The sequence below is a fragment of the Gordonia sp. X0973 genome (assembly GCF_013348785.1).
Lineage (GTDB): Bacteria > Actinomycetota > Actinomycetes > Mycobacteriales > Mycobacteriaceae > Gordonia.
Window position 1 is genome coordinate 2,005,312 of sequence record NZ_CP054691.1, and the last position, 12,514, is coordinate 2,017,825.

The following is a 12,514-nucleotide window of genomic DNA, read 5'->3' on the forward strand; positions in this document are numbered from 1 at the left end:
ACGGCGCGCGGGTGTTCCACCCGCGCCATACGGCAAGATGGAGCGCATGTCTTTTCGCCCCACCGCGCTCGTGACCGCCGCGGCGACCGTCGCCCTCGTCCTCGGCCTCACCGGGTGCGGCTCCGGCGACGAGCACGGCCGTCCCGACGTCCCGACCGTGGCGCCGCAGACGCCGCTGCCCGCGCGGGTCCCCGCGGCGCCGGAGGGGACGGTCGTGGCCGCCCCGACCTGGGCCGCGCCCTCGCGCTGATCCCCGGCCCGGGCGGCGCGCTCGCCGCGCTCGCCCGCGACGGCAAATCGGTGGCGGTGTACGCGGGCGGCGATCTGAACGGCGCCCCGGTCCGCACCGAAACCCCGCCGATGCGGGCGATCACCGCCGACCGCGACGGATTCGTGGCGGTCGGCGAGAAGTCGGTCGTCCGGATCGGCGTGCGCCCGACGCCCGCGACGGTCGTCGCGCTGGCCCGTCCGGGCTTGGCCGTGGCCGTCGACGGGAACCGGGTCTACGTCGGCACCGAGGACGGGCACCTGCTGATCCTCGACGACCGGCTGCACCAGGTCGGCGACGTCGGTGGTCTGGTCCGGGTCGACGGGGTCGCCGTCGGGCAGCGCAACGGAGCGCCGCAGATCGTGGTGCTCGACCGGGCGCAGTCACTGGTGACCACCATCAACCCGAATTCCTCCGGTCGCGGCGCCGCCTTGCGGGCCGGTAACGGTGCGACGACCCTGGTCGCCGATCACTACGGACGGTTCACCGTCGCCAACACCGGCGACGGGCAGATCCTCGGCTTCTACGGCGAACCGCTGATCAACCGCTTCCGCTTCCCGCTGCCCGACGGGCCGTACGGGCTCGCCTACGACGATCAGCGCAACCTGCTGTGGGTGTCGCAGACCGCGGTCAACCGGGTGACCGCCTTCGATCTGTCCGCCGGCGAGCCGCGGGAGCGGACCCGATTCGCCTCGGTGCGCCAACCGGATTCGATCGCGGTGGATCCGACCTCCGGGGCGGTCTATGTGCTCTCGGCGACCGGCGACGGGCTGCAACGTGTCACCCGGTAGCCCGCGCGACGCGCCGGATCGCTTCGGCGACGACGGCGTGCGGCGGCTGCGACGGCTGCCGCCCGGTTGGGAGGTGGAGACGGGTTCGGACGAGGTGGAGGCGATCCTGCTACGGCTTCCGCCGGAGGTCACCCGGATCAGCGCGACGATGCGGTTGGCGATCCAGGCCGAGTTCGGCGGCTGGGAGTTGAAACGGACCCGGCTCTATCCGGATGGTTCGCGCAAGGTGCTGCTGCGCCGCAAGCGGAACCGGACCCGACCGCAAACCCCGGGCGCGGCGACCGAATTGGCGTGACGGCGCGATCAGGCGCAGTCGACGCAGATCCGCTCGTTGCCCTTTTCCCGGGCCAGTCGACTGCGGTGATAGACGAGGAAGCAGCGCGTACAGGTGAACTCGTCGGCCTGCTTGGGCACGACGCGCACGGATAGCTCCTCGCCGGAGAGGTCGGCACCGGGGAGTTCGAACGACTCGGCGGTCTCGGTCTCGTCGACGTCCACCGAGGCGGCCTGCGCCTCGCTGCGCCTCGCCTTCAACTCCTCGAGCGAGTCCTCGTTGAGTTCGTCGGATTCCGTGCGCCGCGGTGCGTCGTAGTCGGTAGCCATATCGCGTCCCTCTTCCCCTGTCCTTGCGCCGGCGGGATGATCGTCCCCCGGTGTGGTTGTCCAACAGCCCAACGGTCGGATTTGTTGCCCGTCCGAGCACCGAATCTTGTGATTTGTGTCACGTCGGATGCGTGTGTATTCGAAAATACGGCTGTTCGAGGCGACCGCAATCTAGCGCGGCCCCAGCCCGAAGTCAATCGCGACAGCCCGTGTCGCGTTCCCACCGCAACGACGCTCCCCGGTTACAGTGATTCGCAGAGTCGGCCCGAGGCGTTCTCGGGCCACGCGCGCCGCCCGTCCGGCGCCGGGCACCGATCGAGTCAGGAAAGGGTGGACCAGCGTGGTCGCCTCAATCACCACCGGGTATGCGAAAGACCACAACGGTCGCCCGTTCCGCCGCCGGGTGCACACGCCCGCGGTCATCGCCGTGGCGATCCTCGCCGCGCTGGGCCTCGTCGTCTGGACACTCGCGCTGACGCGCGCCGGCGGGTCCAGCGTGCCGGTCGACTGCAACCAGCCCTCGGCCGCCACGCCGGACCCGTCGGCCCCGGTCGACCCGGCCCACAAACCCGCGCCCGCCTCGGCCGCCCCCAAACTCACCGCGATGAACCGCGACCAGATGCTCGACGTCTCACCCGCGGCGCTGAGCACATTCGGCGTCCGCGTCCTCAACGCGTCGGGCCAGCGCGGCAAGGCGCAGGCGGTATCCGACGAACTCGCCAACCAGGGATTCGGGCCGACGCAGGACAACGCCTACGGCGACGACCTGCTCTACCCGAACCGCGACTTGAACTGCGTCGGCCAGATCCGTTTCGGCGAGGCGGGCAAGGCCAGCGCCGCCGCCCTCTGGTTGGCCGTTCCCTGCGCCCAGCTCGTCGTCGACGGCCGCCCGGGAACCGACGTCGACCTGGCGATCGGCCAATACTTCTCCGGCACCGAGCAGTCGCCGGATGCCCAGGCGGCCCTGGAGGCCCTGCGCTCGGCGGATCCGCGCAACGCCAAGACCGGCGTCGACCCGCAGCTGATCAAGGCGGTCCACTCCGCCAAGTGCTGAGCGGACTCAGGCGGCGGGGTCGATCGGCAACGGCGCCAGGGCCCCGGCCTCGTCGAGCAGACCCATCAGCGCGTCGGCGAGCCGCGGCGCGATCGCGACGGTGATGTCGCCCGCGTCCGCGCGCGAGGCGGGTGACGGAGTGCGGACCACCGCGCCGGCCTCGGCGGCGATCAGACCGCCCGCGGCCCAATCCCACGGCGACAGGCCGTGCTCGAAGTGGGCGTCGACCGCCCCCTCGGCGACCAGGCACAGATCGAGGGCGGCGGCGCCGATCCGGCGGATGTCGCGCACCTCCGGCAACAGCTCCTGCAGCAGTCGGGCCTGCTCGCGCCGCCGTCGGGCCGAGTAGGCGAATCCGGTGGCGACCAGCGCGAGGGCGGGCTCGCTCGCCGCGCTGGGCCGGCAGCGGCTGGTCCCCGACGCGTCGGTGCGGTACGCACCGCCGCCGGCCCACGCGTGGTAGGTCACCTGCCGGGCGACGTCGACGACCGCCCCGGCGACCGATCGGCCGTCGAGTTGCGCGGCGACCGAGACCGCGTAGGCGGGGATCCCGTAGAGGAAGTTGACGGTGCCGTCGATCGGGTCGACGACCCACCGGATGCCGTCGGGCACCTCGGTGGCGCCGCCGCCCTCTTCGCCGAGGATCGTGTCGGCGGGGCGCAGCCGCGCGAGTTCGGCGCGGATCACCTCCTCCGATTCGGTGTCGGCCACCGTCACCGGATCGGTCGGCGCCGACTTGGTTCGGACCACGTCTTCGGCCGGGGCGTTCGCCGCCGGGCCGAACAGCTCGGCGCGGCGCGAGCGCACGTGGTCCGCGGCGCGCTCGGCCACGGCGACGGCGACCTCCGCGAGTTCGGAGTAGGCGTTTCCAGGAGTGGTCGTCACGGTGCCATTGTCCCCGATAGCCTTTGGCCCAAGAAGCACGCACCCGTCCGAGAGGTCGACCGATGTCCAGCGATTCGCCAAGCCCGGGACCCGCCAGCGCCGAGCAACTCGCCGTCGATTCCGCCGATCCGCGCTACGGGTTCGGCGTCGACGTCGGCGGATCCGGCGTGAAGGGCGGCATCGTCGACCTGCAAACCGGCGAACTCGTCGGCGACCGGTTCAAGATCAAGACGCCGCAACCCGCGACGCCGACGGCCGTGGCCGCGACGGTGGCCGAGATCGTCGCGCACTTCTCCTGGGCGGGACCGGTCGGCATCACCTTGCCCGCCGTCGTCTCCGGCGGAGTCGTGCGCACCGCGGCCAATATCGACCACGAGTGGATCGGCACCGATCCGTACGACCTGTTCGGGCACCATCTCGTCACGCGCAGCCTCACCGTGCTCAACGACGCCGACGCGGCCGGCCTCGCCGAGGCCAAATTCGGCCTGGGGGCCGACGAGGTCGACGGCGTGGTCATCATGCTCACCCTCGGCACGGGCATCGGGTCGGCGATCCTGTTCAACGGCGGACAACTCCTGCCCAATACCGAACTCGGCCACCTGCAGGTCGGCAAGACGATCGCCGAGGAGCAGGCCTCGGCCCGCGCGAAGGAGGAGCACGACTGGTCCTACGAGAAGTGGGCGGGCAAGCTGTCCCGCGTCCTGCACGAATACGAGAAGCTGTTCTCCCCCACGCTGTTCATCCTCGGCGGCGGTATCAGCCGCAAGGCCAACAAGTGGATTCCCCTGCTGAGCACGACGACCCCGGCGGTGCCGGCGCGCCTGCTGAACACCGCGGGCATCGTCGGCGCGGCGATGGCGGCGCGCGACGGCCTGCGACCGTGATCGCCGAAGATCGACAACGCTCTGACCTGTCGGTTACCACCCAAACCTGAGTATTTCGTTACAATGGAACGCGTTGCGCCGGACAGCCACTGACCGGACGTACTCCCAGACCCACCATGCGCGCCGCTCCGCCGGCGGGCGGCTTCCCGAGATCGGGAGCGCCCCGGCAGCGCGACGCGACCCCTTTGTGACTCTCGAAAGGTTGTCCGTGGCTGCCACCAAGACCACCGCGCGCAAGACCACCCCGGAGAAAAAGTCCCCGGAGAAGAAGACCGCGGCCGGCAAGGCGGCGAGCACGGCCAAGAAGCTGACGGCCCGCGCGGCCGCCGCTGCCAAGAAGACGACGACACGCGGCTCGGCCGCCGAGAAGGATGAGGCCGCCGAGGTGACCGCCACGACCACGACCGCAGCGAAGAAGACCGCGGCAAAGAAGGCACCGGCCAAGAAGGCCGCGGCACCGGCCAAGAAGACCGCCGCGAAGAAGGCACCCGCCAAGAAGGCGGCACCGGCGAAGAAAGCCGCCGCGAAGAAGACCGCCGGGGCCAAGGCCGCCGGCGCGAAGGGTGCCACGAAGGCCGAAGAATCGACCACGGGCGACGACGAGGCCGAGTTGGAGGCCGGGGCGACGATCGACGACATCGATGACAGCGAGGTCGATCTGAACGATCCCGAACTCGACATCACCGACGACGATGACGAGGAGGCCGAGGCGCCGGCCGACGGCAAGGACGCCAAGGCGGGCGCCAAGGATTCCAAGGACGCCAAGGAGTCCGGTGACTTCGTCTGGGACGAGGAGGAGTCCGAGGCGCTGCGCCAGGCGCGCAAGGATGCCGAGCTCACCGCGTCGGCCGACTCGGTGCGCGCCTACCTCAAGCAGATCGGCAAGGTCGCGCTGCTGAACGCCGAGGAGGAGGTGGCGCTGGCCAAGCGGATCGAGGCCGGCCTCTACGCCGCCGAGCTGATGACGCGTCTGCACGCCTCGGGCGAGAAGGTGCCGATGGCCCAGCGGCGCGCGCTGCGCGAGGTCGCCTATGACGGCACCAAGGCCAAGAACCATCTCCTGGAGGCGAACCTGCGCCTCGTCGTCTCGCTGGCCAAGCGCTACACCGGCCGCGGCATGGCCTTCCTCGACCTGATCCAGGAGGGCAACCTCGGCCTGATCCGCGCGGTCGAGAAGTTCGACTACACCAAGGGCTACAAATTCTCGACCTACGCCACCTGGTGGATCCGACAGGCGATCACCCGTGCGATGGCCGATCAGGCCCGGACCATCCGTATCCCGGTCCACATGGTGGAGGTCATCAACAAGCTCGGACGCATCCAGCGCGAGCTGCTGCAGGACCTCGGCCGCGAGCCCACTCCGGAGGAGTTGGCCAAGGAGATGGACATCACGCCGGAGAAGGTGCTGGAGATCCAGCAGTATGCGCGTGAGCCGATCTCGCTTGACCAGACGATCGGCGACGAGGGCGACAGCCAGCTCGGCGACTTCATCGAAGACTCCGAGGCCATCGTCGCGGTCGACGCGGTCAGCTTCACGCTGCTGCAGGACCAGCTGCAGTCGGTCCTCGAGACCCTGTCCGAGCGCGAGGCCGGCGTCGTCCGGCTCCGCTTCGGCCTCACCGACGGTCAGCCCCGCACCCTCGACGAGATCGGGCAGGTCTACGGGGTCACCCGTGAGCGCATCCGCCAGATCGAGTCGAAGACGATGAGCAAACTGCGCCACCCGTCGCGCTCCCAGGTGCTCCGCGACTACCTGGACTAACGCTCTGAGGGAATCGGCGGGGAGTCGTCGGCCAGCAGGCGCCGGACCCCGGCGCGGGCGAGCATCAGGACGAGGATCAGGCCGGTGACCGACCAGAAGTTGCCGAGGCTGACCCGGTCGCCGAAGACCAGCGCGACCAGTTCGAGGACCACGAACTTGCTGGCCGCCAGCAGAAACCACAGCAGCAACGCGCCGCCGACCTTGCCGGCCGGGCCGGTCGCAGCCTTCAGCCGGAACTTGACCCGGCCCTTGACGGCGATCACGACCTCGAGGACAGCCTTGAGAAGGATGGCGGTGAGCAGGGAGAGCGTGAAGGTCTCGGCGATCACAGCGGGCAGGTACTGCGCAGCCAGGTTCAGCACGATGACGTAGACGAAGACGTCGACGATGTCGGCAGCGGCGACCCAGCGGGTGAGCCGGAATCGAGGCTGTGCCGATAGGGACATGGCATCACCGTAATGGAAGTCTCCTGAGCACTGCGGCCGAGACGGCCTGGATTTCCGGCCAGTGGGATCCGACACACCGGAGGTCGGGAACAATCCGGATGCGCCAAACGTCTGACAGAGTGTGAATAGGCGGAATTCCTCGCCTACGCTTCACGAGGGACGATCTGCTTGCCCGGGACGGAGGAACCATGACCACCACCGCTACGAGTGCCACAACCGCTTCGCTGACCGCCGCCGATCGGTGCGACCGCTGCAGCGCCGCCGCCAAAGTCATCGCGGTGCTCCCGTCCGGCAGCGAACTCTTCTTCTGCCGTCACCACTTCGCCGAGCACGAGGCGGGGCTCGTCAAGGTCGGCGCCACGATCAGCGAGCCGACCGCAGAGCTGGTCTGACACTCGACACGATTACTCCAAGACGGCGCCGCCGGTCCCCGTGACCGGCGGCGCCGTCTTTTCGTTCGCCCTCAGTCGGTCAGCGCCACTCGCGCAGCGCTTGGATGCGCTCGGTCAGCTGCTCGGCCGTCGCCATCGCCGTCGGCGGTCCGCCGAGGCGCTCGCGCAGCTCGCGGTGCACCATGCCGTGGGCTTTGCCGGTCCGGTGGTGGTGCAGCGCGACGAGGGAGTTGAGTTCTTTGCGCAACGACTGCAGCGCCGCCGCGGCTCCCCGGCCCTCCGGCGCCCCATCCCGGGGGTTGGTGGCGGGTGCCGCGGCACGCTTGGTCAGCTGCTCGGCCTGGCGGCGCGACAACAGCTCGCGGACCTGGTCGGCGTCGAGCAGCCCGGGTAGCCCCAGGTAGTCGGATTCCTCCTCGCTGCCCGCATAGGTGGCGGTGCCGAAGGAGGAGCCGTCGAAGATCACCTGGTCCAGTTCGGCGTCGGCGTGCAACGACTGGAAGGCCGGCTCGTCCTCCCCGTCCTCGTCCTCGGTCTTGTTCGCCTCGATCAGCGCAGCGTCATCGAGACCGGAGTCGCGGTGCGGCTTGCCCAACACGTGGTCGCGCTCCGCCTCGAGCTGGCTGGCCAGGTCCAGCAGCACCGGGACCGACGGGAGGAAGACGCTCGCCGTCTCCCCCGGTCGCCGCGAACGCACGAATCTCCCGATGGCCTGTGCGAAGTACAGCGGCGTCGCGGCACTCGTCGCATAGACGCCGACGGACAGGCGCGGCACGTCGACTCCCTCGGAGACCATGCGGACCGCCACCATCCACATGTCCTCGGAGTCGGAGAACGCCGCGATGCGCTTCGACGACCCAGGGTCGTCAGACAACACGAGCGTCACCGGGGTGCCGCTGATCTCGCTCAGCAACTCGGCGTACTCGCGCGCGACCGTCTGATCGGTGGCGATCACCAGCCCGCCTGCGTCGTGCACGCCGGAGGCGCGCAACTGGATGAGGCGGGTGTGCGCGGCCCGCAGGACCGCCGGGATCCAGTCGCCGTGCGAGTCGAGCGCGGTGCGCCAGGCGCGGGCCGTCTGCTCCGCCGACAGCGGCTCACCCAACCGTGCGGTGTACTCCTCCCCCGCGCTCGTCCGCCAACTGGCCTGGCCGGAATAGGCCATGAACACGACGGGCCGGACCACGCCGTCGGCGAGCGCATCGGCGTAGCCGTAGGTGTGGTCGGCCTTCGACCGGGCGCCCCCGCCCGGTTCGGGTTCGTAGGTGACGAACGGGATCGGCGAGTCGTCGGACCGGAACGGCGTGCCGGTCAGCGCCAACCGTCGGGCCGCGTCGTCGAAGGCCTCGCGGATGGCGTCGCCCCAAGACTTCGCGTCACCCGCGTGGTGTACCTCGTCGAGGATCACCAGCGTCCGCCGGTTCTCGGTGCGCACCCGGTGGCGCGCCGGGTGCGCGGCGACCTGCGCGTAGGTGAGCACGACGCCGTCGAAATCCGAGCTCGTCGCACCGGTCGTGTTGGAGAAGTTCGAGTCCAGCGCTATGCCCACCCGCTGCGCGGCCTGCGCCCACTGGTGCTTGAGGTGTTCGGTCGGCGCGACGACGGTGACCGCCTCGACGGTCCGGTCGGCGAGCAATTCGGCCGCGATCCGCAGGCCGAAGGTGGTCTTACCCGCTCCCGGGGTGGCCACCGCGAGGAAATCCCGCGGTTTGGCGGTCAGGTATTTCGTGAGTGCGCGGCGCTGCCAGGCGCGCAACGGCATGGCCGACACAGCTTCGGAAGTCACTCGCGAATACACTCCTTCAGGACTCGTCGGCGCCGGCGCGCAACCCGGTTGATTCTACCGGGCGGCACCGCGCCGACCGCGGCGCGGCGCGGCGTCGCCGACACATCGGCCGGATCGGGAAAGGTGGACACCGCCATGACCGATTCCGACGATCCGACCGCCGCGGCGAACCCCGACGACGCCACCGCCGGCCGGCCCCGCGACGGGGTGCTCCGGCGTATCCCGACGCTGCTCTGGCGGACCATCGTCGCCTCGTGGAACGACGGGATCATCGGATGGTCGGCCCAGGCGGCGTTCTGGCAGGCATTGTCGTTCGCCCCGCTGCTGCTCGGGCTGCTCGGCAGCATCGGCTATTTCGTGGGCTGGTTCAGCCCCGACATGTCGACGATCATCCACGACCGGATCCTCGGGTTCGCCGAACGAACCTTCACCGACGACGTCGTCAACGATCTGGTGGGGCCGACCCTGGACAAGATGCTCAGCCGGGGCCGTGCCGGGGTGCTGTCGGTGAGCTTCATCATCTCGCTGTGGGCCGGGTCGTCGGCGATGTCCTGCTACATCGCCGCCATCACGACCGCGCATCGGCAGCAGGACGTGCGCAACCCGGTCTGGCAACGAATCTTCGCACTCATCGTCTACATCTTCTTCCTGGCGATCGCGGTGGTGGTGCTGCCGCTGGTGGCGATCGGACCGAGTCTGCTGCAACGCATCCTCCCGCGGTCGTGGAGCCCGGCGGTCGCCACGACGATCAACCTGGCCTACTTCCCGCTCGTCGGTCTCGTCCTGATCGTCGTGCTGACGACGCTGTACCACCTGGCGCTCCGCCATCCGCTCCCGTGGCACCGGCTGCTGCCCGGCGCGCTGCTGGCCGGCACGGTGTTCTGGATCGCCACATTCGTGCTGCGCGCCTATCTGACGGCGCTGACCCGCAGCGGATACACCTACGGCGCGCTGGCCACCCCCATCGCCTTCCTGCTGTTCGCCTTCTTCCTCGGCTTCGCGATCGTGCTCGGCGCCGAGTTCAACGCCACCGTCGAGTCGATGTGGCCGGCCTCCCCCTCCCGCACGGTCGCGATGCGCTCCTGGCTCGACGAGCAGCGGGCCGAACTCACCGAGGAGATCACCGACGGGATCAAGGCGATCCCGGCCAAGCTGGCGACGGGCCCGATCCGGCGGCGGCGCAACGGCCGCGACGAAAAGGATGGCGATGACTGAGCCCCCGGCAATCGGTGTGCCCACAGTCCGCGACACACCTCCGGGTATACGCGAATGGGTGTGCTTCCCCGGTGCCTGGGCATTGGTCGGCTTCGGCATCACCTGTCTGGTCGTCGGCTCGTCCCGGGTGATGGCGGTCGGCGGCTACTGCGCGCAGGGCGGCCCCTACGAGGTGGCGGTCGCCTGCCCGACGGGGAGTACCGGCCCGGTCTTCGCGGCACTGCCCGCGGTCGCCCTCGCGGTGCTGGTCGGAATCTTCGGCGCACGCGGATTCGGCGTGCCCGTCCACGGGTACTTCTGGAGCGCACTGTTCGGCGCGCAGGGCATCGCCTTCTTCGTCGCGGCCGCCGCACATGCGGGACCGACGACGGGGTGGATCATCTGCGGGGTCGTCTTCGTGCTGGTGGCGCTACTGCCCGCGCCACTGCTGGCCATCGGTTGGCCGCGCGCGTTCTTCGGGCGTCGACGACTCGACGGGCGAGCAGTCGACCACTACGGGTTGCCGTTGCCCGATGCCGTGGTGATCGGCTCGGCCTGGGCGGTGTCGACCGCGGCCGGGGCGACCCTCGCGCTGTGGTGGATCGGCTGAGGATCAGCCCTTCTTCATCTTCTCGTAGATCTTCTTGCACTTGTCGCACACCGGAGAGCCAGGCTTGGGCGCCGCGGTCACCGGGAAGACCTCGCCGCACAGCGCCACCACGTGGCTCCCCATGACGGCGCTCTCGGCGATCTTGTCCTTCTTGACGTAGTGGAAGACCTTGGGGATGTCGGTCCCCTCGTCGGTCCGCTCGTCGATCTCCGGCCGCTCAATAGTCTCGGTTGCCATGTCACCATTGTGACCGCTCCGGCCAGATGAGCCAACCCGCGCCGAGCCTGCCCCGGCGACCGACGGCGCGCGGTCGGATCCGGACCCGACCCGGGGGTGCGATCGGTGCGGCGGAGTGGGACAGTGGAGGTATGCGCGCACACGCCGCCGAGGAGGCCTTTCTCATCACCCGGGCCGAGAACAGCCCGGAGGAGCAGCACCGCGCGCGGGTCCGCCGCTACCTGATCCTGATGGCGTTCCGCGTGCCCGCGCTGATCGTCGCCTGCATCGTGTACGGCACCACGCACAGCGGCCTGTTGGCCCTGGCCGTGGTCGCGCTCTCCATCCCGCTGCCCTGGGTCGCCGTCCTCATCGCCAACGACCGCCCCGCGCGCAAGCGCGGCGAGGTCGCCGAATACCACTACGGCCACCACGACGACGTCCCGCCGTCGATCACCGCGCCGGGCACCGTCATCGACTCCGACGTGGCCGATCCGCCGCCTCCGCGGGAGCTGCCCGACCGCTAGCCGACCCGGTTCGGATGCTCAGCGACTTCTCAGGACATCGCTGCCCGCCGCGGGAACTATTCCGGCGGGCCCCTGCGTTGATGTGAGTGAACGCACTCGAATCCCAGGAGGCCACATGTCGACCACGTCCACAGTTCGCCCGATTCCCACGGAGTCCGATCTCGACGCGCAATCGCCGTCGGCCGACCTGGTCCGTGTCTATCTGAACGGCATCGGCCGCACCGCCCTGCTCAACGCCGAGCAGGAGGTGGAGTTGGCCAAGCAGATCGAGGCCGGCCTCTACGCCAAGCATCTGCTGGAGACCCGCAAGCGGCTGAGCCCGACGCGCAAGCGCGACCTGGGACAGATCGTCCGCGAGGGCGAACAGGCCCGCGCCCACCTGCTGGAGGCGAACCTGCGCCTGGTGGTCTCCTTGGCCAAGCGCTACACCGGACGCGGGATGCCGCTACTCGACCTCATCCAGGAGGGCAATCTCGGGTTGATCCGCGCGATGGAGAAGTTCGACTACGCCAAGGGCTTCAAGTTCTCCACCTACGCGACGTGGTGGATCCGGCAGGCGATCACCCGCGGCATGGCCGATCAGAGCCGCACCATCCGGCTGCCCGTGCACCTGGTCGAGCAGGTCAACAAGCTGGCGCGCATCAAGCGCGAGCTGCACCAGCAGCTCGGCCGCGAGGCCACCGACGACGAGCTTTCGGCCGAGTCGGGCATCCCGACGGAAAAGATCGCCGATCTCCTCGACCACAGCCGCGACCCGGTGAGTCTCGACATGCCCGTCGGCTCCGACGAGGAGGCGCCGCTGGGCGACTTCATCGAGGACTCCGAGGCCACCTCGGCCGAGAACGTCGTCATCGCCGGACTGCTGCACTCCGACATCCGCTCCGTGCTCGCCACCCTCGACGCCCGGGAGCAGCAGGTCATCCGGCTCCGCTACGGGCTCGACGACGGGCAGCCGCGCACGCTGGACCAGATCGGCCGCGCCTTCGGGCTCTCCCGCGAGCGGGTGCGCCAGATCGAGCGCGAGGTGATGGTGAAGCTGCGCGCCGGCGACCGCGCGGAGCGGCTGCGCGCCTACGCGGGCTGACCTGCGGGTCGG

Annotated in this window: 16 protein-coding genes; 11 read left to right on the top strand and 5 right to left on the bottom strand. The window is 69.9% G+C overall.

The features are described 5' to 3' along the window. Positions 1-46: 46 nt before the first annotated feature. The 3 genes from HUN08_RS09780 to HUN08_RS09790 are packed head-to-tail and all read left to right on the top strand — an operon-like array spanning position 47 to position 1,354. Positions 47-250 carry a hypothetical protein gene (locus HUN08_RS09780; RefSeq protein ID WP_174900906.1) on the top strand — a complete coding sequence of 68 codons (204 nt, stop codon included), beginning with the start codon at positions 47-49 and terminating at the stop codon, positions 248-250. Positions 251-300: 50 nt separating this feature from the next. Continuing rightward, positions 301-1,059, top strand: coding sequence for a YncE family protein (locus tag HUN08_RS09785; RefSeq protein ID WP_174900907.1), 759 nt, complete (start codon positions 301-303; stop codon positions 1,057-1,059). A 37-nt stretch (positions 1,060-1,096) separates the two neighbouring features. After that, on the top strand, positions 1,097-1,354 hold the full coding sequence (locus tag HUN08_RS09790) for a DUF5703 family protein (RefSeq protein ID WP_124246645.1): 258 nt from the start codon (positions 1,097-1,099) through the stop codon (positions 1,352-1,354). 8 nt (positions 1,355-1,362) lie between these two features. On the opposite strand, the gene HUN08_RS09795 is transcribed toward HUN08_RS09790, so the two are convergent. Then, positions 1,363-1,662: a DUF4193 domain-containing protein gene (locus HUN08_RS09795; protein ID WP_124246527.1), complete on the bottom strand. Its 300-nt coding sequence runs from the start codon at positions 1,660-1,662 to the stop codon at positions 1,363-1,365. 340 nt (positions 1,663-2,002) lie between these two features. Here HUN08_RS09795 and cei point away from each other — a divergent pair, with 340 nt between their 5' ends. Continuing rightward, on the top strand, positions 2,003-2,716 hold the full coding sequence (gene cei, locus HUN08_RS09800; RefSeq protein WP_124246528.1) for an envelope integrity protein Cei: 714 nt from the start codon (positions 2,003-2,005) through the stop codon (positions 2,714-2,716). A gap of 6 nt (positions 2,717-2,722) precedes the next feature. On the opposite strand, the gene HUN08_RS09805 is transcribed toward cei, so the two are convergent. Then, positions 2,723-3,601, bottom strand: a complete 879-nt coding sequence (locus HUN08_RS09805; RefSeq protein ID WP_174900908.1) for an inositol monophosphatase family protein — start codon at positions 3,599-3,601, stop codon at positions 2,723-2,725. Between the two features lie 62 nt (positions 3,602-3,663). Here HUN08_RS09805 and ppgK point away from each other — a divergent pair, with 62 nt between their 5' ends. Together ppgK and HUN08_RS09815 are read left to right on the top strand one after the other, a co-directional pair. Continuing rightward, positions 3,664-4,485, top strand: coding sequence for a polyphosphate--glucose phosphotransferase (ppgK, locus tag HUN08_RS09810; protein ID WP_124246530.1), 822 nt, complete (start codon positions 3,664-3,666; stop codon positions 4,483-4,485). A 208-nt stretch (positions 4,486-4,693) separates the two neighbouring features. Continuing rightward, complete coding sequence (locus HUN08_RS09815; protein WP_124246531.1) at positions 4,694-6,247, top strand: RNA polymerase sigma factor; 1,554 nt, start codon at positions 4,694-4,696, stop codon at positions 6,245-6,247. On the opposite strand, the gene HUN08_RS09820 is transcribed toward HUN08_RS09815, so the two are convergent. Continuing rightward, positions 6,244-6,693 (bottom strand): hypothetical protein, encoded by a 450-nt coding sequence (locus HUN08_RS09820; protein ID WP_124246532.1) that lies wholly within the window; start codon positions 6,691-6,693, stop codon positions 6,244-6,246. The two genes, HUN08_RS09815 and HUN08_RS09820, sit on opposite strands and share 4 nt — an antisense overlap. Positions 6,694-6,881: 188 nt before the next feature. On the opposite strand from HUN08_RS09820, the gene HUN08_RS09825 reads away from it, so the two are divergent. Beyond that, positions 6,882-7,085 carry a hypothetical protein gene (locus HUN08_RS09825; RefSeq protein ID WP_124246533.1) on the top strand — a complete coding sequence of 68 codons (204 nt, stop codon included), beginning with the start codon at positions 6,882-6,884 and terminating at the stop codon, positions 7,083-7,085. Between the two features lie 79 nt (positions 7,086-7,164). On the opposite strand, the gene HUN08_RS09830 is transcribed toward HUN08_RS09825, so the two are convergent. Next, positions 7,165-8,847, bottom strand: a complete 1,683-nt coding sequence (locus HUN08_RS09830; protein ID WP_124246646.1) for a DEAD/DEAH box helicase — start codon at positions 8,845-8,847, stop codon at positions 7,165-7,167. A gap of 159 nt (positions 8,848-9,006) precedes the next feature. Here HUN08_RS09830 and HUN08_RS09835 point away from each other — a divergent pair, with 159 nt between their 5' ends. Both HUN08_RS09835 and HUN08_RS09840 read left to right on the top strand, forming a co-directional pair. Next, positions 9,007-10,086: a YihY/virulence factor BrkB family protein gene (locus tag HUN08_RS09835; RefSeq protein ID WP_174900909.1), complete on the top strand. Its 1,080-nt coding sequence runs from the start codon at positions 9,007-9,009 to the stop codon at positions 10,084-10,086. Beyond that, entirely contained in the window at positions 10,079-10,675 is a 597-nt protein-coding gene (locus HUN08_RS09840) for a hypothetical protein (RefSeq protein ID WP_124246534.1), read from the top strand. The genes HUN08_RS09835 and HUN08_RS09840 overlap by 8 nt, the downstream gene beginning before the upstream one ends. A 3-nt stretch (positions 10,676-10,678) precedes the next feature. On the opposite strand, the gene HUN08_RS09845 is transcribed toward HUN08_RS09840, so the two are convergent. After that, on the bottom strand, positions 10,679-10,912 hold the full coding sequence (locus HUN08_RS09845) for a DUF3039 domain-containing protein (protein WP_124246535.1): 234 nt from the start codon (positions 10,910-10,912) through the stop codon (positions 10,679-10,681). Between the two features lie 131 nt (positions 10,913-11,043). On the opposite strand from HUN08_RS09845, the gene HUN08_RS09850 reads away from it, so the two are divergent. Beyond that, the gene (locus HUN08_RS09850; protein WP_124246536.1) at positions 11,044-11,418 is read left to right on the top strand and encodes a DUF3099 domain-containing protein; all 375 of its coding nucleotides are present in this window, start codon (positions 11,044-11,046) and stop codon (positions 11,416-11,418) included. A 115-nt stretch (positions 11,419-11,533) separates the two neighbouring features. Further along, positions 11,534-12,502: a sigma-70 family RNA polymerase sigma factor gene (locus HUN08_RS09855; RefSeq protein WP_124246537.1), complete on the top strand. Its 969-nt coding sequence runs from the start codon at positions 11,534-11,536 to the stop codon at positions 12,500-12,502. Positions 12,503-12,514 lie beyond the last annotated feature (12 nt).

What these genes read in the sequence shown, in the direction of transcription:
- HUN08_RS09780 (WP_174900906.1), top strand. Translation starts at nt 47, where the DNA reads ATGTCTTTTCGCCCCACCGCGCTCGTGACCGCCGCGGCGACCGTCGCC.
- HUN08_RS09795 (WP_124246527.1), bottom strand. Translation starts at nt 1,662, where the DNA reads ATGGCTACCGACTACGACGCACCGCGGCGCACGGAATCCGACGAACTC.
- ppgK (WP_124246530.1), top strand. Translation starts at nt 3,664, where the DNA reads ATGTCCAGCGATTCGCCAAGCCCGGGACCCGCCAGCGCCGAGCAACTC.
- HUN08_RS09820 (WP_124246532.1), bottom strand. Translation starts at nt 6,693, where the DNA reads ATGTCCCTATCGGCACAGCCTCGATTCCGGCTCACCCGCTGGGTCGCC.
- HUN08_RS09825 (WP_124246533.1), top strand. Translation starts at nt 6,882, where the DNA reads ATGACCACCACCGCTACGAGTGCCACAACCGCTTCGCTGACCGCCGCC.
- HUN08_RS09830 (WP_124246646.1), bottom strand. Translation starts at nt 8,847, where the DNA reads ATGCCGTTGCGCGCCTGGCAGCGCCGCGCACTCACGAAATACCTGACC.
- HUN08_RS09835 (WP_174900909.1), top strand. Translation starts at nt 9,007, where the DNA reads ATGACCGATTCCGACGATCCGACCGCCGCGGCGAACCCCGACGACGCC.
- HUN08_RS09840 (WP_124246534.1), top strand. Translation starts at nt 10,079, where the DNA reads ATGACTGAGCCCCCGGCAATCGGTGTGCCCACAGTCCGCGACACACCT.
- HUN08_RS09845 (WP_124246535.1), bottom strand. Translation starts at nt 10,912, where the DNA reads ATGGCAACCGAGACTATTGAGCGGCCGGAGATCGACGAGCGGACCGAC.
- HUN08_RS09850 (WP_124246536.1), top strand. Translation starts at nt 11,044, where the DNA reads ATGCGCGCACACGCCGCCGAGGAGGCCTTTCTCATCACCCGGGCCGAG.
- HUN08_RS09855 (WP_124246537.1), top strand. Translation starts at nt 11,534, where the DNA reads ATGTCGACCACGTCCACAGTTCGCCCGATTCCCACGGAGTCCGATCTC.